The organism is Streptomyces sp. NPDC104313, assembly GCF_055583985.1.
On the sequence record NZ_JBVJMW010000017.1, the window covers coordinates 41028 to 67156 of the forward strand.

19 protein-coding genes are annotated in these 26129 nt (G+C 71.3%); 16 read left to right on the top strand and 3 right to left on the bottom strand.

What is annotated here, in order from left to right; all coding sequences use genetic code 11:
• The first annotated feature begins 141 nt into the window (after positions 1 to 141).
• Complete coding sequence (locus ACZ60Q_RS30470) at positions 142 to 1926, top strand: MFS transporter (protein WP_469640789.1); 1785 nt, start codon at positions 142 to 144, stop codon at positions 1924 to 1926.
• 102 nt (positions 1927 to 2028) lie between these two features.
• Positions 2029 to 3249: an acyl-CoA dehydrogenase family protein gene (locus tag ACZ60Q_RS30475; protein ID WP_469640790.1), complete on the top strand. Its 1221-nt coding sequence runs from the start codon at positions 2029 to 2031 to the stop codon at positions 3247 to 3249.
• A 67-nt stretch (positions 3250 to 3316) separates the two neighbouring features.
• Here the strand turns inward: ACZ60Q_RS30475 and ACZ60Q_RS30480 are convergent, their stop codons facing one another.
• Entirely contained in the window at positions 3317 to 3760 is a 444-nt protein-coding gene (locus ACZ60Q_RS30480; RefSeq protein ID WP_469640791.1) for a cell division protein SepF, read from the bottom strand.
• Positions 3761 to 4533: 773 nt separating this feature from the next.
• A complete protein-coding gene (locus ACZ60Q_RS30485; RefSeq protein ID WP_469640792.1) occupies positions 4534 to 5472 on the bottom strand; it encodes an ABC transporter substrate-binding protein in 939 nt (312 codons plus the stop codon).
• 461 nt (positions 5473 to 5933) lie between these two features.
• On the opposite strand from ACZ60Q_RS30485, the gene ACZ60Q_RS30490 reads away from it, so the two are divergent.
• The 10 genes from ACZ60Q_RS30490 (at position 5934) to ACZ60Q_RS30535 (ending at position 16591) form a co-directional block, all read left to right on the top strand.
• Positions 5934 to 6800, top strand: a complete 867-nt coding sequence (locus tag ACZ60Q_RS30490; protein WP_469640793.1) for an amino acid ABC transporter permease — start codon at positions 5934 to 5936, stop codon at positions 6798 to 6800.
• Positions 6797 to 8638, top strand: a complete 1842-nt coding sequence (locus ACZ60Q_RS30495; protein WP_469640794.1) for an FAD/NAD(P)-binding protein — start codon at positions 6797 to 6799, stop codon at positions 8636 to 8638. The genes ACZ60Q_RS30490 and ACZ60Q_RS30495 overlap by 4 nt, the downstream gene beginning before the upstream one ends.
• A gap of 61 nt (positions 8639 to 8699) precedes the next feature.
• A complete protein-coding gene (locus ACZ60Q_RS30500) occupies positions 8700 to 9617 on the top strand; it encodes an amino acid ABC transporter permease (RefSeq protein ID WP_469640795.1) in 918 nt (305 codons plus the stop codon).
• Positions 9618 to 9634: 17 nt separating this feature from the next.
• The gene (locus ACZ60Q_RS30505; RefSeq protein ID WP_469640882.1) at positions 9635 to 10387 is read left to right on the top strand and encodes an amino acid ABC transporter ATP-binding protein; all 753 of its coding nucleotides are present in this window, start codon (positions 9635 to 9637) and stop codon (positions 10385 to 10387) included.
• A 48-nt stretch (positions 10388 to 10435) separates the two neighbouring features.
• Positions 10436 to 11407 carry an ABC transporter substrate-binding protein gene (locus ACZ60Q_RS30510; RefSeq protein WP_469640796.1) on the top strand — a complete coding sequence of 324 codons (972 nt, stop codon included), beginning with the start codon at positions 10436 to 10438 and terminating at the stop codon, positions 11405 to 11407.
• 175 nt (positions 11408 to 11582) lie between these two features.
• On the top strand, positions 11583 to 12659 hold the full coding sequence (locus ACZ60Q_RS30515; RefSeq protein ID WP_469640797.1) for an LLM class flavin-dependent oxidoreductase: 1077 nt from the start codon (positions 11583 to 11585) through the stop codon (positions 12657 to 12659).
• Between the two features lie 14 nt (positions 12660 to 12673).
• Positions 12674 to 13954, top strand: coding sequence for an NtaA/DmoA family FMN-dependent monooxygenase (locus tag ACZ60Q_RS30520; protein ID WP_469640883.1), 1281 nt, complete (start codon positions 12674 to 12676; stop codon positions 13952 to 13954).
• 4 nt (positions 13955 to 13958) lie between these two features.
• Positions 13959 to 14780, top strand: a complete 822-nt coding sequence (locus ACZ60Q_RS30525; RefSeq protein WP_469640798.1) for a DUF1684 domain-containing protein — start codon at positions 13959 to 13961, stop codon at positions 14778 to 14780.
• A gap of 229 nt (positions 14781 to 15009) precedes the next feature.
• Positions 15010 to 15909, top strand: coding sequence for a S1 family peptidase (locus ACZ60Q_RS30530; RefSeq protein ID WP_469640799.1), 900 nt, complete (start codon positions 15010 to 15012; stop codon positions 15907 to 15909).
• Between the two features lie 202 nt (positions 15910 to 16111).
• Positions 16112 to 16591: a hypothetical protein gene (locus ACZ60Q_RS30535; protein ID WP_469640800.1), complete on the top strand. Its 480-nt coding sequence runs from the start codon at positions 16112 to 16114 to the stop codon at positions 16589 to 16591.
• A 95-nt stretch (positions 16592 to 16686) separates the two neighbouring features.
• Here the strand turns inward: ACZ60Q_RS30535 and ACZ60Q_RS30540 are convergent, their stop codons facing one another.
• Entirely contained in the window at positions 16687 to 17613 is a 927-nt protein-coding gene (locus tag ACZ60Q_RS30540; RefSeq protein WP_469640801.1) for a DUF4231 domain-containing protein, read from the bottom strand.
• 615 nt (positions 17614 to 18228) lie between these two features.
• Between ACZ60Q_RS30540 and fxsA the strand changes: the two genes are divergently transcribed.
• The 4 genes from fxsA to fxsT all read left to right on the top strand — a co-directional run bounded on the left by fxsA (position 18229) and on the right by fxsT (position 26116).
• On the top strand, positions 18229 to 18393 hold the full coding sequence (gene fxsA, locus ACZ60Q_RS30545) for an FxSxx-COOH cyclophane-containing RiPP peptide (protein WP_469640802.1): 165 nt from the start codon (positions 18229 to 18231) through the stop codon (positions 18391 to 18393).
• A gap of 30 nt (positions 18394 to 18423) precedes the next feature.
• The gene (gene fxsBH / locus ACZ60Q_RS30550; RefSeq protein ID WP_469640803.1) at positions 18424 to 20769 is read left to right on the top strand and encodes a radical SAM/SPASM protein FxsBH, inactivated beta-hydroxylase extension form; all 2346 of its coding nucleotides are present in this window, start codon (positions 18424 to 18426) and stop codon (positions 20767 to 20769) included.
• 74 nt (positions 20770 to 20843) lie between these two features.
• Complete coding sequence (fsxC, locus tag ACZ60Q_RS30555; RefSeq protein WP_469640804.1) at positions 20844 to 22184, top strand: FxsC protein; 1341 nt, start codon at positions 20844 to 20846, stop codon at positions 22182 to 22184.
• Positions 22181 to 26116: an FxSxx-COOH system tetratricopeptide repeat protein gene (gene fxsT / locus ACZ60Q_RS30560; protein WP_469640805.1), complete on the top strand. Its 3936-nt coding sequence runs from the start codon at positions 22181 to 22183 to the stop codon at positions 26114 to 26116. The genes fsxC and fxsT overlap by 4 nt, the downstream gene beginning before the upstream one ends.
• The last annotated feature ends 13 nt before the right edge of the window (positions 26117 to 26129 follow it).

Consider the following 26129-nt stretch of genomic DNA (forward strand, 5'->3'; position numbering starts at 1 on the left):
GTATGACGTGGGCCACAGGTGACCTCGCCGGACTCGCGTACGCTGACGGCTCACTCGCCCGTCGATGCCGGGCCCGAGGGACGCGCACCCCACGTCACCGTCGGTCCGCCGAGCGCGAGGGACTCATCGGGAGGTACGTAGATGTCCGGGACGACCACGGCCGGGGCCCGGCTGCGCAAGGCCGCCGACGACGCCAACCGCTGGGTCGTCCTCGTGGTCCTCTGCCTCAGTCTCCTGGTCGTCGCACTCGACGCGACCGTGCTCCACGTCGCCGTTCCGGCCGTCACCGAGGACCTGCGTCCCAGTGGTACGGCCCTGCTGTGGATCGTCGACGCCTACCCTCTCGTCTGCGCCTCGCTGCTCATTCTCTTCGGCACGCTGGGTGACCGGATCGGCAGGCGGCGCGTGCTGCTCTTCGGCTACGCGCTGTTCGGCGTCGCCTCCGCGCTCGCCGCGACGGCGGACACCCCGGCCGTCCTGATAGCGGCCCGCGCCCTCCTCGGGGTCGGCGGCGCGATGATCATGCCCGCCACGCTGTCGATCCTGCGCCAGGTCTTTCCCGACCGCCGGGAGCGGGCGCTCGCCATCGGCGTGTGGACCGCGGTCGCCGCGGTCGGCGCCGCCACCGGACCGGTCGTCGGCGGCTTCCTGGTCGAGCACTTCTGGTGGGGCTCGGTCTTTCTGATCAACATCCCGCTGATGGTGGTGATCCTGCCGCTGGGCCGCCGGCTGCTGCCCGAGTCGCGCGGCGGCGACAACGGCCCGTGGGACGTGCTGGGCGCGCTGACCGCCGCGGCGGGAGTGCTCGGCGTCGTCCTCGGCGTGAAGCGTCTGGGCGGTGGCGCTGGTCTCCTGGATCCGGTCTCACTGGGCCCGCTGACCCTCGGGCTCGCGCTCCTGATCCTCTTCGTGCGCCGTCAGAAGCGCCGCAGCCATCCGCTGATCGACGTCTCGATGTTCGCCCGCCCGGCCTTCTCCACCGCCGTCGGCTGCATCGTGCTCGCCATGCTGGCGCTGGTCGGCCTCCAGCTGATCGCCGTCCAGTACCTCCAGCTGGTGCTGGGGCTCGGCCCGCTGGAGACCGGGCTGCGGCTGCTGCCGCTGACCTTCGCGGCGATGGCCGCGGGCGCCACCGGCTCGCACACCCTGCGCCGCATCGGCCCCCGGCGCATGGTCGGCTGCGGCTTCGTCCTCACCGCGTCCTCGGTGCTGCTGCTCACCTCGATGGGGCAGCACGACCGGCCCGCCCTGCTGACCGTCGCGTTCGTCCTGCTCGGCTTCGGACTCCAGACCACGCTCTTCGGGGCGTACGAGTCGATGCTCAGCGACGCCCCGCCGGAGCGGGCGGGCGGCGCGGCGGCCATCGGCGAGACCTCGTACCAGCTGGGTGCGGGCCTCGGCATCGCCCTGCTCGGCAGTGTCATGAACGCCGCCTACGCCCCCGGCCTCGCCGGTCTGCACGAGAAGGGCGTCCCCGCCCGCGCCGGGGCGGAGGCCTCCCACTCGCTGGGCGAGGCCTATCAGGTGGCCGCGCAGCTGGGCGGCCCGATGGGTGATCTGCTGCGCTCCACGGCCCGGCAGGCCTTCATCGGCGGACTCCACATCACGCTGTTCGTCAGCGCGGGGCTGCTGCTGCTCGGGGCGCTGGCCGCCCTGCGGCTGCCGAAGGTCATGGAGTGTCCGCCGAAGGAGGTGTGTCACCGGGGCGAGGCCGACGACGCCACGGTCGCGACCATGTCCAAAGCCTCTCCCGCGTCCACGGCTCCCGCGTCCACGGCTCCCGCGTACGGGGCGGACGAGAACCGGGTCCCCGGCGCCGCCGGGCCGGCCGGGCGCGACTGCCCGGCTCCGCGCCCGACGCTGCCCGCGCTGCCTGCGCGGCGCGAGCCGGCCGAGGCGGCCGGCTCTGGACGAGCGGCACACTGAGCCGTAACGTCAGCACGACGCCCTGACTACCACTGCTAGTTTTCGGAGGGCGGGCGTCTCCCGGTCCCTCCGAGCACCGTGCGAGCCGCCGGAGGCACCCTCATGTCCAGCACCGAGTCCGCGAAGCCGTCGAAGCTCCCGCCGTTCGACACGGCGGATCCCCTCGGCATCGACGACCTGCTCGGCCCCGACGACCTCGCGATCCGCGACACCGTCCGCACCTGGGCCACCGACCGCGTCCTGCCGCACATCGCCGACTGGTACGAGAAGGGCGAGCTGCCCGGAATCCGGGAGCTGGCCCGGGAGCTCGGCGCACTGGGCGCGCTCGGTATGTCCCTGGACGGCTACGGCTGCGCCGGGGCGAGTGCCGTCCAGTACGGGCTCGCCTGCCTGGAGCTGGAGGCCGCCGACTCCGGGATCCGCTCACTCGTCTCCGTACAGGGGTCGCTCGCCATGTACGCGATCCACCGCTTCGGATCCGAGGAACAGAAGCAGCGGTGGCTGCCCGGCATGGCGTCCGGCGAAGTCATCGGCTGCTTCGGCCTGACGGAACCCGACCACGGCTCCGACCCGGCCGGGATGCGGACGTACGCCGAACGCGACGGTGAGGACTGGGTCCTCACCGGCCGCAAGATGTGGATCACCAACGGCTCGGTCGCCGGAGTCGCCGTCGTCTGGGCGCAGACAGGTGAGGGCGAGGACGGGCGGGGCATCCGGGGATTCGTCGTGCCGACCGAGGCCCCCGGCTTCTCGGCCCCGGAGATCCGGCACAAGTGGTCGCTGCGCGCCTCGGTCACCAGCGAGCTGGTCATGGACGAGGTACGCCTGCCGGGCGACGCGGTGCTTCCCGGCGCGAGCGGGCTGCGCGGCCCGCTCAGCTGTCTGAGCCACGCGCGCTACGGCATCGTCTGGGGCGCCATGGGCGCGGCGCGGGCCAGCTTCGAGTCGGCCCTCGACTACGCGAAGAGCCGGGAGCAGTTCGGCCGGCCGATCGGCGGCTTCCAGCTCACCCAGGCCAAGCTGGCGGACATGGCCCTGGAGCTGCACAAGGGCATCCTGCTCGCCCACCACCTGGGCCGCCGCATGGACGCGGGCAGGCTCCGGCCGGAGCAGGTCAGTTTCGGCAAGCTGAACAACGTGCGGGAGGCGATCGAGATCTGCCGCACCTCGCGCACGATCCTCGGGGCCAACGGGATCTCGCTGGAGTACCCGGTGATGCGGCACGCCACGAACCTGGAGTCGGTGCTCACCTATGAGGGAACCGTGGAGATGCACCAGTTGGTCCTGGGCAAGGCGCTCACCGGTCTCGACGCCTTCCGGTAACGGTACGCGCCGGTTACGCGCGCATCGGCCGGATGCGTTGACCGGATCTTTCCGGCGAGCGCCCTGCTCAGCTCTGGTTGAAGAAGCCGCCGGCCTTGCGGCCGGCGGTTTCGCCCGCCACCACCTGGGTGTCGGCGGGGGACAGCAGGAAGACCCGGGTGGCCACCCGGTCGATCGAGCCGCGCAGGCCGAAGATCAGCCCGGCGGCGAAGTCCACCACGCGCTTGGCGTCGGCGGGGTCCATGGCCGTGAGGTTGACGATCACCGGGACGCCGTCCCGGAAGAGCTCACCGATGGCGCGTGCGTCCCGGAAGCTGTCCGGGGTCACCGTCGCGATCCGGCGGTCCTGGTCCTGGGCCGTCTCCGCGGCCACCTGCACCCGCGGGTCGGTGACCCAGGCCTGGTTGCCCGTGCCGGTCTCCGCACCCTCGGCGTACTCGTCGTCGTAGTACCGCTCGTCGTTGTCCTCTACGAGGCCCAGCCAGGCACTCGCCTTGCGCACCGATCCCATGGACGCCTCCTCTCACCGCGGTTCCTTGGCGTTCCGCATCTCTTTCGTATCCCTATGGTCGTCCATGATGCGGATACCGCGCCAAGTGGATAGTCGGCTCGCAGGCGATTCGTGACGCTACTGGTGCAGAAGATGTGGCGATTCGTCAGGGTTCGTCCTGCGTAAGGGGGCTTGCAGAAGGAAAATATGATGCTCCGGCCGTACGGGTGATCCGCGGGACGTACGGGTGAACGGGACACTCGATACGATGCGCGACGCTCCGGTGCGCGGGCGTCGCGCGCCGGCGGGACGGCTCCCGGGGGGATCGTCGTGTTCGGAATCGTCAGGCCCTGGCCCATCGGCTCTCCGAAGGCCTCAGGGCCGATGGGATGGCCCATCTCTGCGGTCTGTGCCTGGCCCTGAGGGCGGGTCACGGGCATTTCGCCCGTATCGTCACGAACTGTGACGGGCTGACCGTTTCCGCGCTGACGGAGGCTCAGGCGGGCCCATGAGCTGCGGCGCTCGGTCGACCGGGCGTTCGGCACCTCGTCCTGCCCGCACCAGGAGCACCAGGAGCACCAAGGGGGCCGGGGGATCGGGGGCTGCTGCCCGACCGCTCCTTCGGCACACCGCCCGGTCACCCGTACGGCACACCGCCCGGCGGCCCGGCCTCACCGCCTCCGTCGCGCCCGCCCCGCGACCGGCGCGGGCTGATCGCCGGATGCCTGGTCCGGGCCGGACTCGCCTGCGCCTGCCGGATGGGGGCCGCATCCGTACGCGCCGTCCGGCGCCGGTCACTTCAGCTCGGGCGGTGAGATCTCGGAGGTCTCGATCGCGGACGCGGAGGTGCCCCACTTCTTCAGGATCCGGTCATAGGTCCCGTCCTCCTTGAGGCGGTTGACCGCGGCCTGGAAGGCCGGGGCCAGTGGGGTGCCCTTCTCGAAGGCGAAGCCCACGTCGAGCCGCTTGAACTCGTTGAGGAAGCGCAGCCCCTCCTGCTGGCTCACCGCGTAGCGCAGCCCGTTGATGGTCGACATCACCACATCGCTGCGGTTCTGCTGGAGCGAGAGCCAGACGGCCGCCTGGTCGGCGTAGGTCTTGACGTTGTACGGCTTCTTGCCCGCCTCCGCGCACCGGGGCAGATTCTCCTGGAGCGTCACCTCGAAGGTGGTGCCCGCCCCGGTGGCCACGTCCAGCCCGCACAGCTGGGTGAGGTCGGTGACCTTCTTCAGTTCACTGTCCTCGCGGACCGCGAAGCCTTGGCCGTCATTGATGTACGTCACGAAGTCGACCGTCTCGCGGCGTACGTCGGTGACCCCGAAGTTCCCCGTGCCCAGGTCGTACTTTCCGCTGCCCAGCGCCGGCAGGATCGCTTCGAAGGACGCCACCTCGCGCTTCAGTTCCAGCCCGAGCACCCGGGCCGCCGCGTCCGCGAAGTCGATGTCCGCACCGGCCAGGGTGGAGCCGTCCTCCTGATAGAAGGCCCCGGGCGGGGTGCCGATGGCGGCGGCGATCCGCAGTGTCCCCGCCTCGCGGACCCCGGCGGGCAGCAGCCTCGCCGCGGCCTCGTCCTCGCGGACCTTCGAGACGACGTCCGTCGTCGGGGTCTTCCCCTTGGCCGCGACCTGGGCGGACCCATCGCCCTGCTCCTCCGTCGGCTCGGCGCAGCCGGCGAGCGTCAGCGTGGCCACGGTGATCAGGGCGAACAGGGCGGTATGTCGGGATCTGGGCATGGCTGTGCTCTCCGGGTTCGTCGGGGTAGGCCGACCTCCCCGGCCCACGGCGGGCACGGGGGGACGGCGAAGGTATTCAGCGGTGCGAGGGGAGGGCTGCGCGGTGTGGTGAAGGTGAAGTCACGCGAGGAACGGGGCTCGAACGCCGGAAAAGGGGGCGTGAGCAGGGAAAGCCGGACAGCAGAAGGTCAGCTCAACAGGAAGAGGACCACACGCGACCGAAGTCGATGTGGGAGCGGGTGACCAGCCACTGCTGCGGATGCATGGGCTCAGTGGAACAGGCATCCGGGTGCGCGTCAACCGAGGTGAGATGTGCGGCTCACAGTGTGGACAGGCTTGACAACTCCCCGCGTACGCCGCTTATCTCGGAGGTGGACCGGCGCTGAGGGGCCCGGCCCATGTGTGGTTTCCGGTGTGAAGGCACGCCCCGTGTTCGATCTGAGCATCCACGGAGCTCCCGCATGCCCCCGCAGACCGTCTCGCTGCCCCCTTCCTCCTCCTCGCGGCTCGCCAAGGACGCTGCCGACGTGGTGCCGCGCATCGTCCCCGTACGCCGAACAGGCCGCTGGGCAGCGGCTGTTGCCGTTCTCGTGCTGCTCGCGCTGGCGCTGAACTCGGTCATCCGCAACGACGCCTTCCAGTGGGACGTCGTGCTCTCCTACTTCGCTACCGTCCCCGTCCTGCGCGGGCTCTGGCTCACCCTCTGGCTCACCGCTGTCGTCGTGGTGCTCGGCTTCGTGCTGGGCGCCCTGCTCGCGGTCCTGCGACTCTCCGGCAACCCCGTGCTCCAGGCCGTCAGTTGGGGCTACGTCTGGCTGTTCCGCTCCACCCCGATCCTGGTCCAGCTGCTGTTCTGGTTCAACATCGGCGCCCTGTACCCGCAGATCCTCGGCGTCTCCACGGTCAGCCTCCTCGGTCCGGTCACCATCGCCGTCATCGGGCTGACCCTGCACGAGGCCGCGTACGCCGCCGAGGTGGTGCGCGGCGGCATCCTCTCCGTCGAGCGCGGACAGGTGGAGGCCGCCCAGTCCCTCGGCCTCGGCCCCTGGCGGCGGTTCCGGCGCATCGTGCTGCCGCAGGCGATGCGCTCCATCGTGCCGCCGGCCGGGAACATGCTGATCGGCACCCTCAAGGGCACCTCCATCGTCAGCATCATCGCCGTGCAGGACCTGCTGTACTCCGTCCAGCTCGTCTACCACCGCACCTACCAGGTCATCCCGCTGCTGCTCGTCGCCACGCTCTGGTACGCGGCCGTCACCACGCTGCTGAGCATCGGCCAGCGCTCTGTGGAGCGGTACTACGCCCGCGGTACGGCGGGTGCGCGATGAGCTCCGTGCCCAGCGTCGTGGTGATCGGCGGCGGCCCCCGCGGCACCGGCGTGATCGAGCGCATCGCCGCCAACGCCGGTGAGCTGTACGGGGACACGCGCCTGGACATCCACCTGGTCGACCCCTATCCGGCGGGCGGCGGGCGGATCTGGCGCCCCGACCAGTCGCCGCTGCTGTGGATGAACTCCATGGCCGAGGACGTCACCATGTTCACCGACGAGACGGTGGAACTGGACGGCCCCGTCGTCGCGGGCCCGGCCCTGGACGCCTGGGCCGAGGACGTCCGCGCGGGCCGGATCCTCCCGGACGCGGACCCCTCGGTCCTGGCCGAGATACGTGGCCTCGAAGGAGCGGACTTCCCCACCCGGCGACTCCAGAGCGCCTATCTGCGCTGGACCTACGACCGCGCCCTGGCCGCCCTGCCGCCCGGCATCACCGTGCACGAGCACCGCACCACCGCCCTCGCCGTCACCGGGTCGCACGGCGGCCGCCAGAGCGTCCGGCTCCAGGGCCGCACAGAGCCCCTGCTCGCCGATGCCGTCGTCCTGACCGTGGGCCACCTCGATGCCGAACAGGAGCCCGAACAGATGCGGTTGGGCGCCTTCGCCCGGCGGCACGCCCTGGTCCACCTGCCCCCCGACTTCACCGCCGACAGCGACCTCGACGCCCTGCGCCCCGGAGAGCCGGTCATCGTCCGGGGCTTCGGGCTCGCCTTCATCGATCTGATGGTCCTGCTCACCGAGGGACGCGGCGGACGCCACGAGAACGGGGTCTACCTGCCGTCGGGCCGTGAACCCGTGCTGTACGTCGGATCGCGGCGCGGCGTCCCGTACCACGCGAAGATCGGCTACCCCTGGACCGGTGAACGTCCGCCGCTGCCGCTCCACCTGGGCCAGGCGTGGATCGAGGATATGCGGAGCAGACCAGGACCCCTCGACTTCCGGCGCGACATCTGGCCGGCGGTCGCCAAGGAGCTGGGCCACGCCCACTACCACCGGCTGTTCACCGCCCACCCCGAGCGCACCACCCTGGCCCACGAGGTCTTCGCCGAGAAGTACGCCGCCGCCGACCCGGGCAGCCCCGAACTGGCCGGGCTGATCGCCGACGCCGTGCCCGACCCCGCCGACCGGCTCGACCTCGACGCCCTGGACCGACCCCTCGACGGCGTGAGCCACGCAACCCCCGAGGCCCTCCAGGAAGCCCTGCGCGACCACATCACCGCCGACCTGAACCGCCGTCACGATCCGGCGCACAGTGCGGATCTCGCGGTCTTCCTCGGGCTGCTCTCCGCCTACGCCCAGCTCGTCCGGCTCGGCGACATCGGCGGCTGGTGGCACGGCTTCTTCAGCTATCTGGCCTCCGGTCCGCCGGGGTCCCGGCTCCAACAGCTCCTGGCCCTCTCCCGGGCCGGTGTCGTCCACTTCCTCGGCGCGGACCTCGCCGTGGAGACCGACGAGGAGCACGGCCTCTTCCGGGCCACCAGTGCCACCGTCCCCGGCGCGCGCGCCGAGGCCCGCGCACTGGTCGAGGCCCGCCTCCCCGACCCCTCGCTCCAGCACACCGCGAGCCCCCTGCTGCGCTCCCTGCGCGACGACGGGGCCGCCCTCACCGACACCGGCCTGCTCTCCGTGGACCCCGCCGACAGCCGGGTGCTGGACCGGGCCGGCCGCCCGCACCCGCGCCGCTTCGCGCTGGGCCCCTTCACCACCGCCCGCAACAGCGGCGCGTTCACCCGGCCCCGTACCGGCGGACCCGCCTTCCGGCAGAACGACGCCGCCGCGCGCGCCGCGCTCACCTTCCTGCGCGACCTCTCCTGTCGCAGCCGGCCGGCTTCCTGAACCGGGCCCGCCGGGCCCCCTTCCCCTACCACCGCCGCCATCCCTCCCAAGGAACCCCGCCATGTCGCTGACCAGCGATCCCCCCATCGATCCACCCGCGAGTGCCGCCGACGGCCCGCCCGCCGCGAAGGCCGCCCGACCCGGCACCGACTACGGGGAGCTGACCGTCGTCCCGGCCCGTCACCCCTGGCGCTGGGCCGCCGTCGCCGTGACCGTCGTCCTGGTCGCCCAGTTCATCAACGGACTGGTCACCAACCCCGGTTGGGAGTGGGACGTCTTCGCACAGTTCTTCTCGGCGCCGGTCATCCTCAAGGCCGTCTGGCTCACCCTCCAGCTGACCTTCTACGGCACGGTCCTCGGCTTCGCGCTGGGCATCGTGCTGGCGTTCATGCGGCTGTCGGCCAGCCCGTTCCTGAGGACGGTCGCGTACGGCTACATCTGGGCGTTCCGCTCGATCCCGCTCATCGTGCAACTGCTGTTCTGGTTCAACCTCGCCTATCTCTACCAGGAGTTGCAGTTCGGCATCCCGTTCGGGCCGGGCTTCTTCACCTTCGACACGATGAACCTGGTCGGCGCGGTCAGCGCGGCCGTCCTGGGCCTCGCGCTGCACCAGGCGGCCTACGCGGCGGAGATCGTGAGAGGTGGCGTACTCGCCGTCGGCGAAGGGCAGTTGGAGGCGGCGGCCGCCCTCGGCATCCCCAGACTGCGGCAGCTGCGGCGGATCGTGCTCCCGCAGGCGATGCGCTCCATCCTGCCCAACGCGGCCAACGAGATCATCTCGCTGTTCAAGGGCACCTCGATCGTCTCCGTCATGGCGATCGGCGAGCTCTTCTACCAGGTCCAGGTCGTCTACGGCCGCAGCGGCCGGGTCGTCCCGCTGCTGATGGTCGCCACCGCCTGGTACATCCTCCTCACCACCGCCCTCTCCGTCGTCCAGTTCTACGTCGAACGTCACTACGCCAAGGGGGCCGTGCGATGAGCGCACCCAGCGATGCCATGGTCGAGATCCGCTCCGTGCACAAGAGCTTCGGCTCCCTGGAGGTGCTGCGCGGTATCGACCTGTCGGTGCGGCCCGGCGAGGTCACCGTCGTCCTCGGCCCCTCCGGCTCCGGCAAGTCCACCCTGCTGCGCACCATCAACCACCTGGAGAAGGTCGACCAGGGCTGGATCAGCGTGGACGGAACCCTGGTCGGCTACCGCAGGGAGGGCAACAAGCTCTACGAACTGCGCGAGCGCGAGGTGCTGCGCCAGCGCACCAAGATCGGCTTCGTCTTCCAGAACTTCAACCTCTTCCCGCACCTCACCGTGGTGGAGAACATCATCGAGGCACCCGTCTCGGCGCTGCGCCGGCCCCGTAAGGAGGCCGTCGAATCCGCGGAGAAGCTGCTCGCCCGGGTCGGGCTCGCCGACAAGGCCTCGGCCTATCCCGCCCAGCTCTCCGGCGGACAGCAGCAGCGCGTCGCCATCGCCCGCGCCCTGGCACTGGAGCCGAAGCTGCTGCTCTTCGACGAGCCGACGTCCGCACTGGACCCGGAACTCGTCGGAGAGGTCCTCGACGTCATCAAGGACCTGGCGCACGGCGGCACCACGATGATCGTCGTCACCCATGAGATCGGCTTCGCCCGCGAGGTCGCCGACACCGTCGTCTTCATGGACGAGGGCCGCATCGTCGAGCAGGGTCCGCCCGCCGACGTACTGGACCACCCCACGCAGGAGCGCACCCGCGCGTTCCTCTCCAAGGTTCTCTGAACCGTCTTCACGTCCCGTCCGTTCGCATCACTCACAAGGAGTACGCACGTGTCCGTCCGCCGCAGTATCACCCTCGCCCTCGCCACGTTCGCCGCCGCCGGACTGCTCACCGCCTGCGGCGACCCCGACGCCTCCACCGACGTGGCGTCCCAGGACAAGAAGGACACCGGGGTCAACACCGGTCCCGACCAGGACCGCCTCAGAGGCAGGAAGGCGGCGGAGGCCGCCGCCCTCGTACCCGAGGCGATCCGTGAACGCGGCACGCTGAGGATCGGGGCGAGCGCGGACGCCGTACCGCCGCTCGGCTTCTACGCCACCGACGACAGGACCCGGATCGGCTCCGAGATCGACATCGCCACCCTCGTCGCCGACACCCTCGGCCTGAAGCCGGAGTTCGAGCAGGTCTCCTGGGAGAACCTCTTCGTCGGCCTGGACAGCTCCAAGTTCGACGGGGTCCTCTCCAACGTCACCGTGACCGAGGAGCGCAAGGAGAAGTACGACTTCGCCACCTACCGGCTCGACAACATCGCCTTCGAGGCCAAGAAGGGCTCCGGCTGGAAGGTGAAGGGCCCCGCCGACGTCGCCGGCAGGACGATCTCGGTCTCCTCCGGCACCAACCAGGAGAAGGTCCTCGTCGAGTGGAGCGAGGAGAACGTCAAGGCCGGGCGCGAGCCCGTGGAGATCAAGTACTTCCAGAAGGAGAACGACTACTACCTCCCCCTCCAGTCGGGCCGCATCGACGCCCACCTCGGCCCGAGCCCGTCCGCCGCCTACCACGTCGCGACGTCCGGCCAGAGCGAGATCGCCGGACAGCTCTCCGGTGCCGGCGGCGGCCTCCAGGGCAAGATCGCCGCCACCACGAAGAAGGGCAGCGGCCTGGTCGAGGCGTACGCCGCCGCGATCGACCACATCGTCCAGGACGGCTCGTACGGCAAGGTCCTGGAGCGCTGGGGGCTCAGCGGCGAGGCCGTGGAGAAGTCGGAGATCAACCCGCCCGGCCTGCCGAAGACGAAGAGCTGACGCGGAGGTCCACCGGACCCGCCACCCCGGCCGCGCCACCCCGGCCGCGCGCCCCACCCGGCGCGACCCGCCACCGCCGGCCGCGCCCCACCCGGCGCGCGGCCGGTGAGCGACCGGGCAGCGCCGAGCGGCCACCGCGCAGTCCCGACCGACCGTCGACCCGAGAGGTCCCCGCATGTCCGCACGTACATCCCTCCATCTGGCCGCCGAGATCGGCGGCCCGCCGCACTACGACGCCGGGCACTACCTCCGGCTCGCCCGGCTCGCCGAGGGCGGCGCGCTCGACTACGTCACCCTCGGCGACTCGTTCGCCCGCCCCGGACTCGACGCGCTCGCCGTCCTCGCCCGGGTCGCGCCGGCGACCGACCGCATCGGCCTCGTCCCGACCGTCACCACCACCCACACCGAGCCCTTCCACGTCTCCTCGGCCGTCGCCACCCTGGACTGGGTGAGCCGGGGCCGCGCGGGCTGGAGCGCGGACGTCTCCACCACCGAGGCGGAGGCACGGCTCTTCGGCCGACGCCCGGCGGCGCCGGCCGAAGAGCTGTGGCAGGAGGCCGGAGAAGTGGCCGACGTCTCCGGGCGGCTGTGGGACAGCTGGGAGGACGACGCCGAGATCAGGGACACCGCCACCGGCCGCTTCATCGACCGGGGCAAGCTGCACTACGTCGATTTCGAGGGCTCCACCTTCACGGTGAAGGGCCCCGCGATCGTGCCGCGCCCGCCGCAGGGCCGCCCCGTCACCGTCATCGACGCCACCACCGGCCCGGCCCGCGAGGCGGCCGCCCGGCACGCCGACGTCATCCATATCCGGGCCACCACCCCCGAGCAGGCGGCCGCCGTCCGCGACGAGGTGCGGGCCAAGGCCGCCGCCCACGGGCGTGACCCCGGGGCCCTGCGGGTCCTGGTAGCCCTCACCGTCGACCTCGGCGACATGGAGACCGCGCCGGAACCCGGCCTGGAGAGCGGACCGCGGCTCGCCGGGCGCGGCACCTACTTCCGGGGCGGCCCGGTCGACCTCGCCGACCTCATCGCCCAGTGGTACCGGGCCGGGGCGGCCGACGGCTTCCACCTCACGCCCATCACCCCCGAACGCGACCTGGAGAGGATCGTCAACGGCACCGTGGCCCTCCTCCAGCACCGCAGTCTCTTCCGCACCTTCCATCCCGGCGGCACCCTGCGCGAACACCTGGGGCTGGTGCGCCCCACGAGCCGGTACGCCGCCGCCAGGACCGCCGCGAAGGAGGCCTGACCGTGCCCCGCCCGATGCACCTCGCCGCCCATTTCCCCGGCGTCAACAGCACCACCGTGTGGGCGGATCCCCGCTCCCGCAGCCAGATCGACTTCTCCTCCTTCGAGCAGCTGGCCCGGACGGCGGAGCGCGGGAAGTTCGACTTCTTCTTCCTCGCCGAGGGGCTGCGGCTGCGCGAGCACAACGGGCGCGTCCACGACCTCGACGTGGTCGGCCGGCCCGAATCGCTGACCGTGCTGAACGCGCTGGCCGCCGTCACCGACCGGCTCGGGCTCGCCGCCACCGTCAACGCCACCTTCAACGAGCCCTACGAACTCGCCCGCCGGCTCGCCACCCTGGACCACCTCAGCGCGGGCCGGGCCGCCTGGAACGTGGTGACCTCCTCCGACGCCTTCACCGGGGAGAACTTCCGCCGGGGCGGCTATCTGGACCGGGCGGACCGGTACACGAGGGCCGCCGAGTCCGTCGCCACCGCCCGGGAACTGTGGGACTCCTGGACGCCCGACGGCGCGTCGCGGCCGTTCGCCCACGCGGGCCCGCAGTTCACGATCTCCGGCGAGTTCACCGTGAAGCGCTCACCGCAGGGCCACCCCGTGGTCATCCAGGCCGGTGACTCCGACGAGGGCCGGGAGTTCGCCGCCTCCGCCGCCGACGTCATCTTCACCCGGCACGGCACCCTGGAGGCGGGCCGCACCTTCTACGCCGACGTCAAGGCGCGGCTCGCGGCGTACGGCAGGGAGCCCGGCGATCTGAAGATCATGCCCGGCGTCACCGTGGTGACCGGCGACACCGACGCCGAGGCCCAGGAGCGCGCCGCCGGGATCCGCCGGCAGCAGGTCTCCCCGCAGAACGCGATCCTCACCGCCGAACAGATCTGGGGCGCCGACCTCTCCGGGTACGACCCCGACGGGCCGCTCCCCGAGTTCGACCCCATCCCCGACTCCGAGATCACCCGGGGTCGGGTCCGGCCCGGCGACCCCTTCGCGATCGTCGCCCGCTGGCGTGCGATCTCCGAGGCCAAGGGGCTGTCCATCCGGCAGACCGTCATCGAGACGACCACCCGGCAGTCGTTCATCGGCTCGCCCCGGACGGTGGCGGCGGAGCTGACCGCGTTCGTCGACGAACGGGCCGCCGACGGTTTCATCCTGGTCCCCCATCTCACCCCGAGCGGCCTGGACGACTTCGTCGACCGGGTCGTCCCGCTCCTCCAGGAGAGCGGGGCGTTCCGCTCCGAATACACCGGCTCCACGCTGCGGTCGCACCTCGGCCTCCCGGAGCCGGTATGGAAGGGTTGACCGCATGAGTACGGACGCACAGCAGCAGGAGCAGGGCGGCGGGACGGACGCCGCACAGGACTGGCAGCGGTGGCACGAAGGGCGCGTCCTCGCCGTCGCCGCCCCGTACGGCCCTCTCTCCCTGACCGGAACCCACTGGCTCTCCGACTACCCGGAAGGGCGAATTCCGGCCGTCCCGGGGTATTGGCGCGAGGACGGCGACGAGCTGGTCCTCACGGCCGCCGCCGAGGACGGCGTCGTCGTCGACGGCAAGCCGCTGACCGGCGAGGTCGGGCTGGCCGCGGACCGCGGGCCGATCGACGACTCCCGGGTGGCGCAGGGGGAGCGGCGGCTGGTGGTGCTCCGCCGCGAAGGGCTGTGGGCGGTACGGGACTTCGACCCGGGATCTCCGGCCCGGCACGCCTTCTCGACCATCGAGGCCACCCCGTACGACCCCCGCTGGACGCTGCCCGGGACCTTCCGCCCGTACGGCGGAGACCGCACCGTGCGGGTGGTCAACGCGGACGGGGTCGAGCGCGGCCTCGGGCTCGGCGGAGAGATCGCCTTCACGGTGGACGGCGACGAGCACACGCTCCAGGTCGCGGTCGAACCCGACGGGTCGCTGTGGGCCGTCTTCGCCGACGTGACCAGCGGGAACGGTAGCTACCGCTTCCGTTTCCTGCGGCCCGGCGCGCCCGCCGCCGACGGCAGCGTGAGTGTCGACCTCAACCGCGCGCTGCTGCCGCCGTGCGCCTTCGCCGATCACTTCATCTGCCCCTTCCCGCCCCCGGGCAACACGCTCTCCGTGGCGGTCCCGGCGGGGGAGCGGAACCGGGTCGACGTCTGACCCGCGGGAGAACCCTCCGGCCCCGGCAGCCCCACGGCCCCCGGGGCCGGAGACGTGTGTGACCCATGTGGCCGAAAGACATTCTTGCGCCCTCTGTCCGGCCCCCTCGATACTCCGGTCAGCGATTGTCAGGGGCACGGCAACTCCGGAATCCGGACAGCCCCCGACTGCGCCTCACGGGCCCACCACCCCACAGGAGGGCCCCCGATTCCCCTCGGAGGAACCCGAAGTGAGGATCAAGCGCACCAGTAACCGCTCAGTCTCGGTGAGACGCGTCCGTACCACGGCCGTACTCGCGGGGCTCGCCGCCGTCGCGGCGATGGCCATCCCCACCGCGAACGCCGAAACCCCCCGGACGTTCAGCGCCAACCAGCTGACCGCGGCGAGCGACGCCGTGCTCGGCGCCGACATCGCGGGCACCGCCTGGAACATCGACCCGCGATCCGAGCGCCTCGTCGTCACCGTCGACAGCACGGTCTCGAAGGCGGAGATCAACCAGATCAAGAAGTCGGCGGGCGACAACGCCGACGCGCTGCGCATCGAGCGCACCCCCGGGAAGTTGACCAAGCTGATCTCCGGCGGCGACGCGATCTACTCCGGCACCGGACGCTGCTCGCTCGGCTTCAACGTCCGCAGCGGCAGCACCTACTACTTCCTGACCGCCGGCCACTGCACGGACGGCGCGACCACCTGGTGGTCGAACTCGGCCCGCACCACCGTGCTCGGCACGACCTCCGGGTCGAGCTTCCCGAACAACGACTACGGCATCGTGCGCTACACCAACACCACCATCCCCAAGGACGGCACCGTCGGCGGCCAGGACATCACCAGCGCCGCCGACGCCACCAACGGCATGGCCGTCACCCGCCGCGGCTCCACCACCGGTACCCACAGCGGTTCGGTCACCGGACTCAACGCCACCGTCAACTACGGGGGCGGCGACGTCGTCTACGGCATGATCCGCACCAACGTGTGCGCCGAGCCCGGCGATTCCGGCGGCCCGCTCTACTCCGGCACCCGGGCGATCGGTCTCACCTCCGGCGGCAGCGGCAACTGCTCCTCCGGCGGAACGACCTTCTTCCAGCCGGTCACCGAGGCGCTGAGCGCGTACGGCGTCAGCGTGTTCTGACCGGTCCCGCACCGGCCGGGTGCGGAGAGTTCCGTACATACGTGCCCCCGTCCGGAACTCCGGACGGGGGCTCCCGCTTGCCGGGGAGCTCTTGAGAGGATGTCGGCACGACGGGTCGCCGCTGCGGGGGCGACGGGGGGCGGGGTGACGGGGCGGGCGCGCCCCCGGCCGCGCCCCGCTGGCATCAGGGGGTAGCAGGTCCGTGAATCGCATCGGAGTGACCGGTCACCGCTCCATCCCCGCCGAGGCCGAGGCCCATGTGCTCGCGGGTCTGCGGGCCGCGCTGTGCGGCCTCGACGGCGCGACGCACGCGCTCTCCAGTCTGGCGGTCGGCGCCGACCAGCTCTTCGCCGACCTCGCCCTCGCCTGCGGTGCCGAACTGACCGCCGTGATCCCCAGCGGCGACTACGAGGCCTGTTTCGAGAACGCCGTCGACCTCGCCCGCTACCGGACGCTCAAGGCGCGCGCGGCGCAGGAGGTCCGGCTCGACTTCCCGCACTCCACCGACGAGGCGTACTACGCGGCGGGCGCCTACATCGCCGACCACTGCGACCGGCTGCTCGCGGTCTGGGACGGCCTCCCGGCCCGGGGCCTCGGCGGCACGGGCGACATCGTGACGTACGCCCGCACCCTGGGCCGTCCCGTCACCGTGATCTGGCGCGACGGAGTACTGCGCGGCTGAGTACTGCGTGACGGAGTACTGCGCGGCTGACCGGAGGGCGCCCGCCGAACGGGCCGTACGGGGAGGGGCTCACGCTCCCGCACGGCCGCCCCGGCTCACACGCGATGTCTGACCAGCCAGTCCGTGTGCTCGGGCGACACGATCCGCTCGGTCTCGAACACCGCCCTCGGCCAGTGCCGCTCGGTGAGGGTGGTCTCCATGGCGGCCTGCATCGACTCCAGGTCCTTCTCCACCAGCGAGTGCGCCGAGATCAGCGGATGGTGCCGGCGCATCTCGTTCCAGGCGAGACAGGCCGCCGCCGCGGCGGAGAACGCCCCCGTCAGACCGAACGAGCGCCCCACCCCGAAGGCCTGGAACACGCTCAGCGCCAGCGCCGGGAGCGTCAGCGCGACAATGGCGCCCGACCACAGGATCGCCCCGCGCCGGGAGGCCTGCTGACGTCTGCGGTACCAGCGCCGCTGTTCGATGAGCCGGTCCCGTACATAAGTTTCCTTGCGGACCGTGTAGGCCTTGTTCCGTAACGCGCGCATGGACTCCGTAATGAGGCCGCCGGAATCCGGCAGTTCCTCGCGCGGGTCGGCCCAGCCCACCTTTCGCAGTTCCTGGAGGCCGTCCTCCAGACGATTGGCGAACAGCGCCTCCGGGTGCTCGGACGCGCTGTCGAACGGTGCGCCGTGGACCGCGTAGCGCCAGCAGTTGGACTTGATGAACTCGGCCGCTGAGCGGTTCAGTTGCCAGTGCGACTTTGCTTTGCGGTGGGAGGCCAGAAACGTCGCGAAGAGCACGCCCAGGTAGGCCAGCACCGCGCCGCCGTACAGGGCCCGGGCCGCCGGATTGTCCTCGGTGTGCCAGGGCAGCGCCGCCGGCACCGCGCCGGCCACGAGCAGCGCGAGCTGCGCCCGGGTGGTGTTCACGGCCTCACGCTGGCGGGCCACGGCGACCGCGTCCGTGTGATGGAACAGCGCCGGCAGGTCGTCGTTCCTGAAGACCATGGATCTCAGCGGCTCGGGCAACGCCGTCATGGACGCCTCCGTCTGCAGTTGTCGTATGACCCGGCCGGTCGTGGCGCCTGCCCGCCCGGGGCCACGAGAGTAGGGGGGAGGACCGGACGCGGCAAGAGCGTCCCGGTTCCCCGGACGGTCACCACGACAGGGTTCGGCCACTTCCGCGCGGGCGTCCTTCCCCGCACCGCCGCTCGCGACCGCCGTGAACGCGACCTGGGCCGCGTGCGCGTCGCCCGGCCGGAACGCGACGTTCCCGGCGGGAACCGCTGAACGGGTGAACCGCCGTCCCGCCGGAGCGCCCCGGCACCCGCGGCTCGGGCCCACACGGCTCGCGCGCCCGGCATCTTTGTGAGCGGTTTCGCCGGCGGCGGGAAGCCTCTCACCTGCGAGGGCCGGCGGCAGCGGGGCCGGCGCTCCGGCCCGCCGGTTCCGCTGCTCGTCCCCCGCTCACCCGAGCGGCCGGGCGGAAAGCGTGTTTCGACTTCTGATTCCAGGTACGAAGGCTGCTCCGCCGGCATGTGGAAGGGCCTCCTCGGTAGTAAAGTGCGCGTGCCGGGACGTGTTGATGACACGTAATCCCGCAGCGTTTCAATGTCCGGAAACAGACCCCTTCAGGATCCCCCTAGGACGGCCGTGAAGACCTACGGAACCACCCCCGCCTTCGCCTCTGCGAAGACCCGCGCGACCCTCTCGGCGACCGACGTCCGCAGCGCCGAGGCCGTCAGGAAGATCAGCCGTGTATGCGGTGCGACAACGGCCCGGTCCACCCGGATCTCCACGTTCAATTCGGCTCTCTGAGCCGGCGTCGGAAGCGGCTAGAATGGCGGAATGACAGGACCCCTGGTCCCCTTCCGTGAATTCGTGCTCAAAGTGCACAGCAGGTGCGATCTGGCCTGTGATCATTGTTATGTCTACGAACATGCGGATCAGAGCTGGCTGACACGCCCCAAGACCATCTCTGACGAGGCAATTTCCTGGACTGCCCGGCGCCTGGCCGACCATGCGGCTACTCATGCGCTTCCCTCCGTCACAGTGATCCTGCACGGTGGGGAACCGCTCCTGGCGGGGCCCGCGCGACTGCGACGGGTCTGCGAGGAGCTCGGCTCGGCCCTGAACGGCATCGCTGAGCTGGACCTCAGAATCCACACCAACGGCGTCCAGCTCAGCCCCCGTTACCTCGACCTCTTCGACGAGTTCCACGTCCGGGTCGGGATCTCGCTCGACGGCGATCGCGCGGGCAACGACCGCCACCGCCGATTCGCCGACGGACGCAGCAGCCACCCGATGGTGATGCGAGCCGTCGAACTGCTCCGCGAGGAGCGCTACCGCCACCTGGACCTCGGCCTGCTGTGCACGGTCGACATCCACAACGACCCGGTGGCCGTGCAGGACGCCCTCGCCGGACTCGAACCTCCGCTCGTCGACTTCCTCCTGCCGCACGCCACCTGGGACGACCCGCCCCCGCGGCCGGACGGATCGCCCACCGCGTACGCGAACTGGCTCCTGACGGTCTTCGACCGCTGGACCGAACAGGGCCGCACCATGCCCGTCCGGATGTTCGCCTCGGTGCTCTCCAGCCTGAACGGCGGCCCCAGCCTCACCGAGTCCCTCGGGCTGGCCCCCACCGACCTCGTCGTCATCGAGACCGACGGGAAGCTGGAACAGGTCGACTCGCTCAAGAGTGCCTACGAGGGCGCCGCCGCCACCGGGTTCGACGTCTTCCGCAACACCTTCGACGAGGTCGCGGCCCACCCCGGCGTCCGGGCGCGGCAGCTCGGTCTGGCCGGAGTCAGCGAGACCTGTCGCCGCTGCCCCGTCGTGCGCTCGTGCGGCGGCGGGCTCTACACCCACCGGTACCGCTCCGACAGCGGCCCCGGCAGTGGCGCCGGCAGTGGCTTCGACAACCCGTCGGTCTACTGCGCCGACCTGGCCGCCCTGATCCGGGGCATCGAGGAGCGTACGGCCGCGGCCACCGAGTCGCCCGCAGTCCGGGCGCCGGACGAACTGCTCGCCGCACACCAGGACCTGACCCGAACCCTGCTCGCGGTTCTCCACGACACCCTCGACGGGCGGGGCGGGACCCTCTGGCACGACGCCTGGCGGCTCGCGGCGACGCTGGAGGCGCAAACCCCGGGCGCCGAAGCGCTCGACACGGTGCTCGCGCACCCCTACACCCGCACCTGGCTGGTCGGCGCCCTGGAGGACGTCGAGGCGGGCCGCGGCATGACGGAGCCCGCCGCCGAAAGGCTCGGCGCCACCGTGGCCGCCGCCGCCGTCCGCGCCGGACTCGACCTGTCCGTGCCGGTGGCCTACCGGGACGGAAGCCTGTATCTGCCCACCCTCGGCACCGTGGTTCTCGGCGGCCCGGGGGAGCGGGGAACGGCCGTGGTGCACGCGACGGGCGACGGATTCCTCGTCCGCCGGCCGGAGGCCGCGCCCGGCACGGAGCTGCGCATCGCACCCGATGCGCCCGAGAGCCCGCACTGGCTGCCCGTGCACGTCCTGCGCCGGGCGCCGGCCCCCGTACTCCTGCTGGACGACCTCGACCCCCTCCGCGACTGCTTCGACGCTCCCGCGACCGACCGCCTCGAAGCGGAGGAGGCCGAAGCCTGGGCGCACCGGGTCGGCGACGCCTGGGAACTGCTGGCCGAGGCCGTACCCGACCAGGCGGCCGAGGCCGCCCGTACGCTCACCACGCTGACCCCGCTGTTCACCGGTGAGGCCGAGCCGGGGCTCCACGGGCCCGGCGCGCTCGGCATCGGGCCGTCGGTGGAGGCGAAGCAGTTGGCGCTCGGCCTGCTGAGCGGATTCCGCCGGGCGAAACTGCGGGCGCTCGGTGAAGTGACGGATCTTTACGCCTTGGACGGTACCTGGGAGCATCGGACGCCCTGGGGGAACGAACACGTGACGTTCTCCCGACTGCTGGCCGAGACATTCGAACGGGCGGGGCTCGGGCTTTATGACCCGCGCTTCCTCGCGGGTGTTCCGGAAGCTCTCGACAAGATCGAGAACGCGGCGGAGGTGACGGTCGACGGTAAACAGCTGATCTCCGCTGTCCGCAAGGAGATCAGCGGAACACGGAGCGCGGCCGGGAAGAATCGCGGCAGGATCTTCCCGTCGTCCGGTCAGGCGCCGAACGTCCTGGCATCTGACCAAAAAGTGACGTTCGAATGACCGAACGGCAGTGGGGTGGAAAGTGGCCCGCTCCGGAATGATGAGTTCGCTTCCACTCCCTTCCTCCTTCCGGGATGCGAGTGCTCACACAGGACGGGGGTCGTGTGCACGCATCGACGCAACAGCGAGCGGTGGGCCATCGGCCGTATTTCTTTCTGAGTTACGCCCACACGCCGGGGTACGGCGGCGGCACGGACCCCGATATGTGGGTAGAACGGCTTTTCCAAGACCTTTGTGGCCATGTGATGGCCATGACCGACTTACCCGCGGGCGCGCCCGCGGGCTTCATGGACCGGGAGATACGTTCCGGAGAGGGCTGGTCGGAACGGCTCGGCGACGTCCTCGCCACCTGCCGGGTCTTCGTCCCGCTGTTCTCACCGCGCTACTTCGCCAGCGAGATGTGCGGCAAGGAGTGGTACGCCTTCGAACAGCGCGCCATCCACCACCGCGCCCGCTCCAACCAGCCCGCCGAGGCCATCGTCCCGGCACTCTGGGTACCGGTGCCGCCGAGCCAACTGCCGGGCTCCGCAGAGCGGTTGCAGTTCAACCACCGTGATTTCGGGGAACGGTACGTCAGTGACGGGCTGTACGGCCTGATCAAGCTCAGGCTCTTCGCCGAGGAATACGAACGGGCCGTCTACGAACTGGCCAAACGCATCGTGAGCGTCGCCGACTCGGTCCGCATCGACACCGGCCGCCCCGTCGACTACCGCCTCGCTCCCAGCGCCTTCGGCTCCCCCAGCAGCGGAGTAGGCGCCCCCCGGCCGATGCAGATCACCATCGCCGCGCCCACCCGCCACGATCTGCCCGAGGGCCGCAGCAGCGACCACTACGGCGATCACCCCCAGGACTGGAACCCCTACTACCCGGCCGCCGCCCGCCCGCTGGCCTATGTGGCGGAGGAGCTGGTCCGCTCGCTCAACTACCAGGCCGTCATCACCTCGTTCGACGAGGACCGCCCCGATGCCAAGGCCCCGCCCAGCACCCCCGAGATCCTGCTCGTCGACCGCTGGGCCCTGCGGGACGAGGACCACCGCCGCAGGCTCGCCGCCTTCGACGCCGAGAACCGGCCCTGGGTGACCATGGTCGTGCCGTGGAGCCGTGAGGACCACCAGAGCAGAGCGGCGGAGGCCGAGCTCACCGAGAGGCTGGAAGCGACCATGCCGATCAAGATGGGCCAGGGCCGGGCCCTGTGCCGGGCCGCGGCGAAAGGGGTCCCGACCATGGAGGCGTTCGGCCAGCTCCTGCCCCAGGTCGTCGAGGTGGCCGCCCAGCAGTACCTCAAGCACGCGAAGGCCTACCCTCCCGGCTCCGGCGGCGGCTCCGGCGAGCGGACCCGGCTCACCGGACCCATGGGCGCTACGAGCTACATCCCCGACCCGCACGACCCTGCGACGGAAGCGGAGGACCTATGAGTGCCGGTCGTGACGGGCGCATCGTCACCTTCTACTCGTACAAGGGCGGTACCGGGCGCACCATGGCGCTCGCCAACACCGCCTGGATCCTCGCGGCCAACGGCAAGCGCGTGCTGGCCGTCGACTGGGACCTGGAGGCCCCCGGGCTGCACCGGTTCTTCCACCCCTTCCTCGATCCGGCCACCCTCGGCGCCACCACCGGTGTGATCGACCTGATCACCGAGTACGCCTGGGCCGCGACCAGCCCCGCCCAGCGCGCCGAGGACTGGCACCGCGACTACGCCCGCATCCAGCCGCACGCCGTGTCGCTGACCCCGGAGTCGCTCGGCTGGGAGTTCCCGAAGGGCGGCACGCTCGACTTCGTCTCCGCCGGGCGGCAGAACCGCGAGTACTCCGCGACCGTCTCCACCTTCGACTGGGACAACTTCTACGACCGTTTCGGCGGCGGCCACTTCTTCGACGCGCTGCGCGACGACATGAAGGCCAACTACGACTACGTCCTCATCGACAGCCGGACCGGCCTCAGCGACATCGCCGACATCTGCACCGTCCACCTCCCGGACGTGCTCGTCGACTGCTTCACCCTCAGCGACCAGTCCATCGACGGCGCGGCCTCCGTCGCCCGCCAGATCGCCGAGCGCAACACCGGCCGCCCCATCGCCCTCTACCCCGTTCCGATGCGCATCGACGAGGGCGAGAAGGAGAAGGCGGACGCCGGGCGGGCGCTGGCCCGGCTCAAGTTCGACCGGCTGCCGCGCGACCTGTCCGGCGACGAACTCACCGCCTACTGGGGTGCGGTGGAGATTCCCTACCGGCCCTACTACGCCTACGAGGAGACGCTCGCCACCTTCGGCGACGAGGCCGGGCTCACCAACTCGCTGCTCTCCGCCTTCGAACGGCTCACCGCGGTCATCACCGACCGGGAGATCACCTCGATGCCCCCGATCGGCGAAGAGGTCCGCCTGCGGATCCGCGACGCCTTCACCCGGCGCAGGCCCGCCCTGCCCGCCGATCTCTTCCTCAGCTATGTGGCGGAGAACCGGATGTGGGCCGACTGGCTCGAATCGATCCTCACCCGGGCCGGCTTCCGGGTGGTTCCGCGCGACGTCTCCGCCGAACGACCCCCGGAGGAGGTGGCGGAGGCCACCGCTTCGAACCCCGCCCGCACCGTGGTGCTGCTCTCCAGCGCCTACCTGAAGTCCCAGCGCGCGGTCGAGCTGTGGGAACGGACCGCCGCGGAGGCCGTCGGCAGCGGCCGCCGCCGACTGGTCCCCCTGCGGGTCGGGGACGTACGCCTGAGCGCCCCCTACATCGACCGCAACCCGGTCGACCTCTTCCGGCTGGACGAGGTGCACGCCACCACCGCCGTGATGCGGGCCCTGGACCGCCCGGTGCAGGTGGCGGACGGGGTCTCGCCCGGACCCCGCTTCCCCGGTACCGTGCCGAGGATCTGGAACGCGCCGCCCCGCAACCCCGGCTTCACCGGCCGCTCGCTCGTCCTGGAGCGGATGCGCGACCAGCTCGGCGGCGGCCTGGCCGTCGTCCTGCCGCAGCCGCAGACCCTGTACGGACTCGGCGGCGTCGGCAAGACCCAGGTGGCCCTGGAGTACGTGCACCGCTTCATGGCCGACTACGACCTGGTGTGGTGGATATCGTCCGAGCAGCCCGACGACGTGGTCGCCTCGCTCGCCGAACTCGCCGTCCGGCTCGGCGCCCAGGGAGGCGACGACATGGCCGCCGCCTCGCAGGAGGCCGTCGACCTGCTGCGGCGCGGGGTGCCCTCGGACCGCTGGCTGCTGGTCTTCGACAACGCGGACGACCCCGAACAGCTGCGCCGCTACTTCCCGCAGGGAGGCTCCGGCCACATCCTGGTGACCTCCCGCAACCAGAGCTGGTCCCAGCACGGGGACGCGCTGCCGGTGGACGTCTTCCTGCGCGAGGAGTCGGTCGAGCACCTCCAGCGTCGGGCGCCGGGGCTCAGCGACGAGGACGCCGACCAGGTGGCGACCGCCGTGGGCGACCTGCCGCTCGCCGTGGAGCAGGCGGCCGCCTGGATCGCGGAGACCGCCACTCCCATCGACGCCTATCTCGAACAGCTCGCCCGGCAGGCTCCCCAGGTCCTCGGGCTCAACCAGCCGGCCGGCTACCCGGAACCGGTCGCCGCGACCTGGAACATCTCCATCGCCCGGCTCAAGGAGCGCTCGCCCGCCGCCGTGCGGCTGCTCCAGCTCTGCGCCTTCTTCGCCCCGGAACCGATCTCCGCGAACCTCCTCTACAGCAAGGAGATGATCGACGCGCTGAAGCCGTACGACTCCTCGCTCCAGGAGAAGCTGGTGCTGGGCCGGGTCATCCGGGAGATCGGCCGGTTCGCCCTCGCCAAGGTCGACCAGGTCTCCAACTCCATCCAGGTCCACCGCCTCGTCCAGGCCGTGATCAAGGCGCAGCTCAGTGAGGAGGAGCAGCGTGCGGCCCGGCACGTCGTCCACCGCATCCTGGCCGGCGCCCGGCCCGACGACGACGAGCCGATCGACAACCCGGATACCTGGCCGCGCTTCGCGACGATCTGGCCGCACCTCGGCCCCTCCGACGCCCGTAACTGCAAGGAGCCGGAGACCCGCAGGCTGCTGATCGACCGGGTCCGCTACCTCTGGAAGCGCGGCGACATCAGGACCGCGGGCGCGCTGGGCGACGAGCTGCGGGAGATCTGGCAGGAGAAGCTGGGGGAGCGGGACCTGCAGTACCTCTACCTCTGCTTCCATCTCTCCAACATCCTGCGTACGCGCGGGCGTTACGTGGAGGCGAAGGACCTCGACGAGGTCACCCTGGAACGGCAGCGGGCGGTGCTGGGGCCCGAACACCCGCACACGTACATGACCACCAGCAGCCTGGCCATCGACCTCGGTCTGCTCGGCGACTACGCCCGGGCGATCGAGATGGCGACCGAGGCCCACGAGGGGTTCGGGCAGATCTTCCACGACTCCCACCCCCGGACCCTGGCCGCCGCCAACAACCTGGCCCTGAACCTGCGCAGCGTCGGCCAGTACGCCCGCGCCCGGGAGATCGACCAGGACGTCTACGACCTCCGCTCCCAGGTGCTCGGACCGGAGCATCCCTACTGCCTGTCCTCAGCCATGAACCTCGCCCGTGACCTGCGGGAGGTCGGGCGGTACGAGGACTCGGTGGGGCTGCTCAGCACCACGTACAACAGCTTCAAGGAGACGATGGGCCGCAGCTTCCCCACCACGCTGAGCGCCGCGAAGAGCCTCGCGGTGTCGTTGCGCAGGGCGGGCCGGCTGGAGGACGCCCGTCGTCTCACGGTGGCCACCCGTGCCCGCTACCGGGCGAAGTACACCATCGCCAACCCCGATTCGCTGGCCTGCGATCTCAACCTCGCCGCCGACCTGTTCGCGGCGGGCGAGAGCGCCGAGGCGAGGGACCTGGCGCAGGAGGTCGTCGACCAGTTCATGAAGGTGCCGGGGGAGAAGCATCCGTACACCCTGGCGGCGCAGAACAACCTCGGCGTCTATCTGACGCGGGCCGGGGAGTTGGAAGCGGCGGACCGGGTGCTGAAACTGGTCGTCGCCTCCATGCGGGAGACGTTCGGCCGCGAGCACCCGAACACCTTGTTCTGTGTGATGAACCTGGCCAGCGCGACGGCGGACCGGGGAGAGCTGGACATCGTGCTGGAGACCGAGCGACGGCTGTCCGGGCAGCTGCGCGAGGCGCTCGGGGCGCACCATCCGGAGACCCTGGCCATGACCTCGAACATGGCGGTCACGCTCGCCGCCATGGGGCGCGAGGACCAGGCGGTGCAGCTGCGGGCGGAGCTCGTCCCCGAGCTGTCGCGCCAGCTCGGGGACGACCATCCGCTGGTGCGGATCGCCCGGACCGAGGAGCGGTTCCGGCGGGAACTGGAACCGATGTCGGTGTGACCGTCCGGCCGGG

What these genes read in the sequence shown, in the direction of transcription:
- ACZ60Q_RS30470 (WP_469640789.1), top strand. Translation starts at nt 142, where the DNA reads ATGTCCGGGACGACCACGGCCGGGGCCCGGCTGCGCAAGGCCGCCGAC.
- ACZ60Q_RS30475 (WP_469640790.1), top strand. Translation starts at nt 2,029, where the DNA reads ATGTCCAGCACCGAGTCCGCGAAGCCGTCGAAGCTCCCGCCGTTCGAC.
- ACZ60Q_RS30480 (WP_469640791.1), bottom strand. Translation starts at nt 3,760, where the DNA reads ATGGGATCGGTGCGCAAGGCGAGTGCCTGGCTGGGCCTCGTAGAGGAC.
- ACZ60Q_RS30485 (WP_469640792.1), bottom strand. Translation starts at nt 5,472, where the DNA reads ATGCCCAGATCCCGACATACCGCCCTGTTCGCCCTGATCACCGTGGCC.
- ACZ60Q_RS30490 (WP_469640793.1), top strand. Translation starts at nt 5,934, where the DNA reads ATGCCCCCGCAGACCGTCTCGCTGCCCCCTTCCTCCTCCTCGCGGCTC.
- ACZ60Q_RS30495 (WP_469640794.1), top strand. Translation starts at nt 6,797, where the DNA reads ATGAGCTCCGTGCCCAGCGTCGTGGTGATCGGCGGCGGCCCCCGCGGC.
- ACZ60Q_RS30500 (WP_469640795.1), top strand. Translation starts at nt 8,700, where the DNA reads ATGTCGCTGACCAGCGATCCCCCCATCGATCCACCCGCGAGTGCCGCC.
- ACZ60Q_RS30505 (WP_469640882.1), top strand. Translation starts at nt 9,635, where the DNA reads ATGGTCGAGATCCGCTCCGTGCACAAGAGCTTCGGCTCCCTGGAGGTG.
- ACZ60Q_RS30515 (WP_469640797.1), top strand. Translation starts at nt 11,583, where the DNA reads ATGTCCGCACGTACATCCCTCCATCTGGCCGCCGAGATCGGCGGCCCG.
- ACZ60Q_RS30520 (WP_469640883.1), top strand. Translation starts at nt 12,674, where the DNA reads ATGCACCTCGCCGCCCATTTCCCCGGCGTCAACAGCACCACCGTGTGG.
- ACZ60Q_RS30525 (WP_469640798.1), top strand. Translation starts at nt 13,959, where the DNA reads ATGAGTACGGACGCACAGCAGCAGGAGCAGGGCGGCGGGACGGACGCC.
- ACZ60Q_RS30540 (WP_469640801.1), bottom strand. Translation starts at nt 17,613, where the DNA reads ATGACGGCGTTGCCCGAGCCGCTGAGATCCATGGTCTTCAGGAACGAC.
- fxsBH (WP_469640803.1), top strand. Translation starts at nt 18,424, where the DNA reads ATGACAGGACCCCTGGTCCCCTTCCGTGAATTCGTGCTCAAAGTGCAC.
- fsxC (WP_469640804.1), top strand. Translation starts at nt 20,844, where the DNA reads ATGCGAGTGCTCACACAGGACGGGGGTCGTGTGCACGCATCGACGCAA.
- fxsT (WP_469640805.1), top strand. Translation starts at nt 22,181, where the DNA reads ATGAGTGCCGGTCGTGACGGGCGCATCGTCACCTTCTACTCGTACAAG.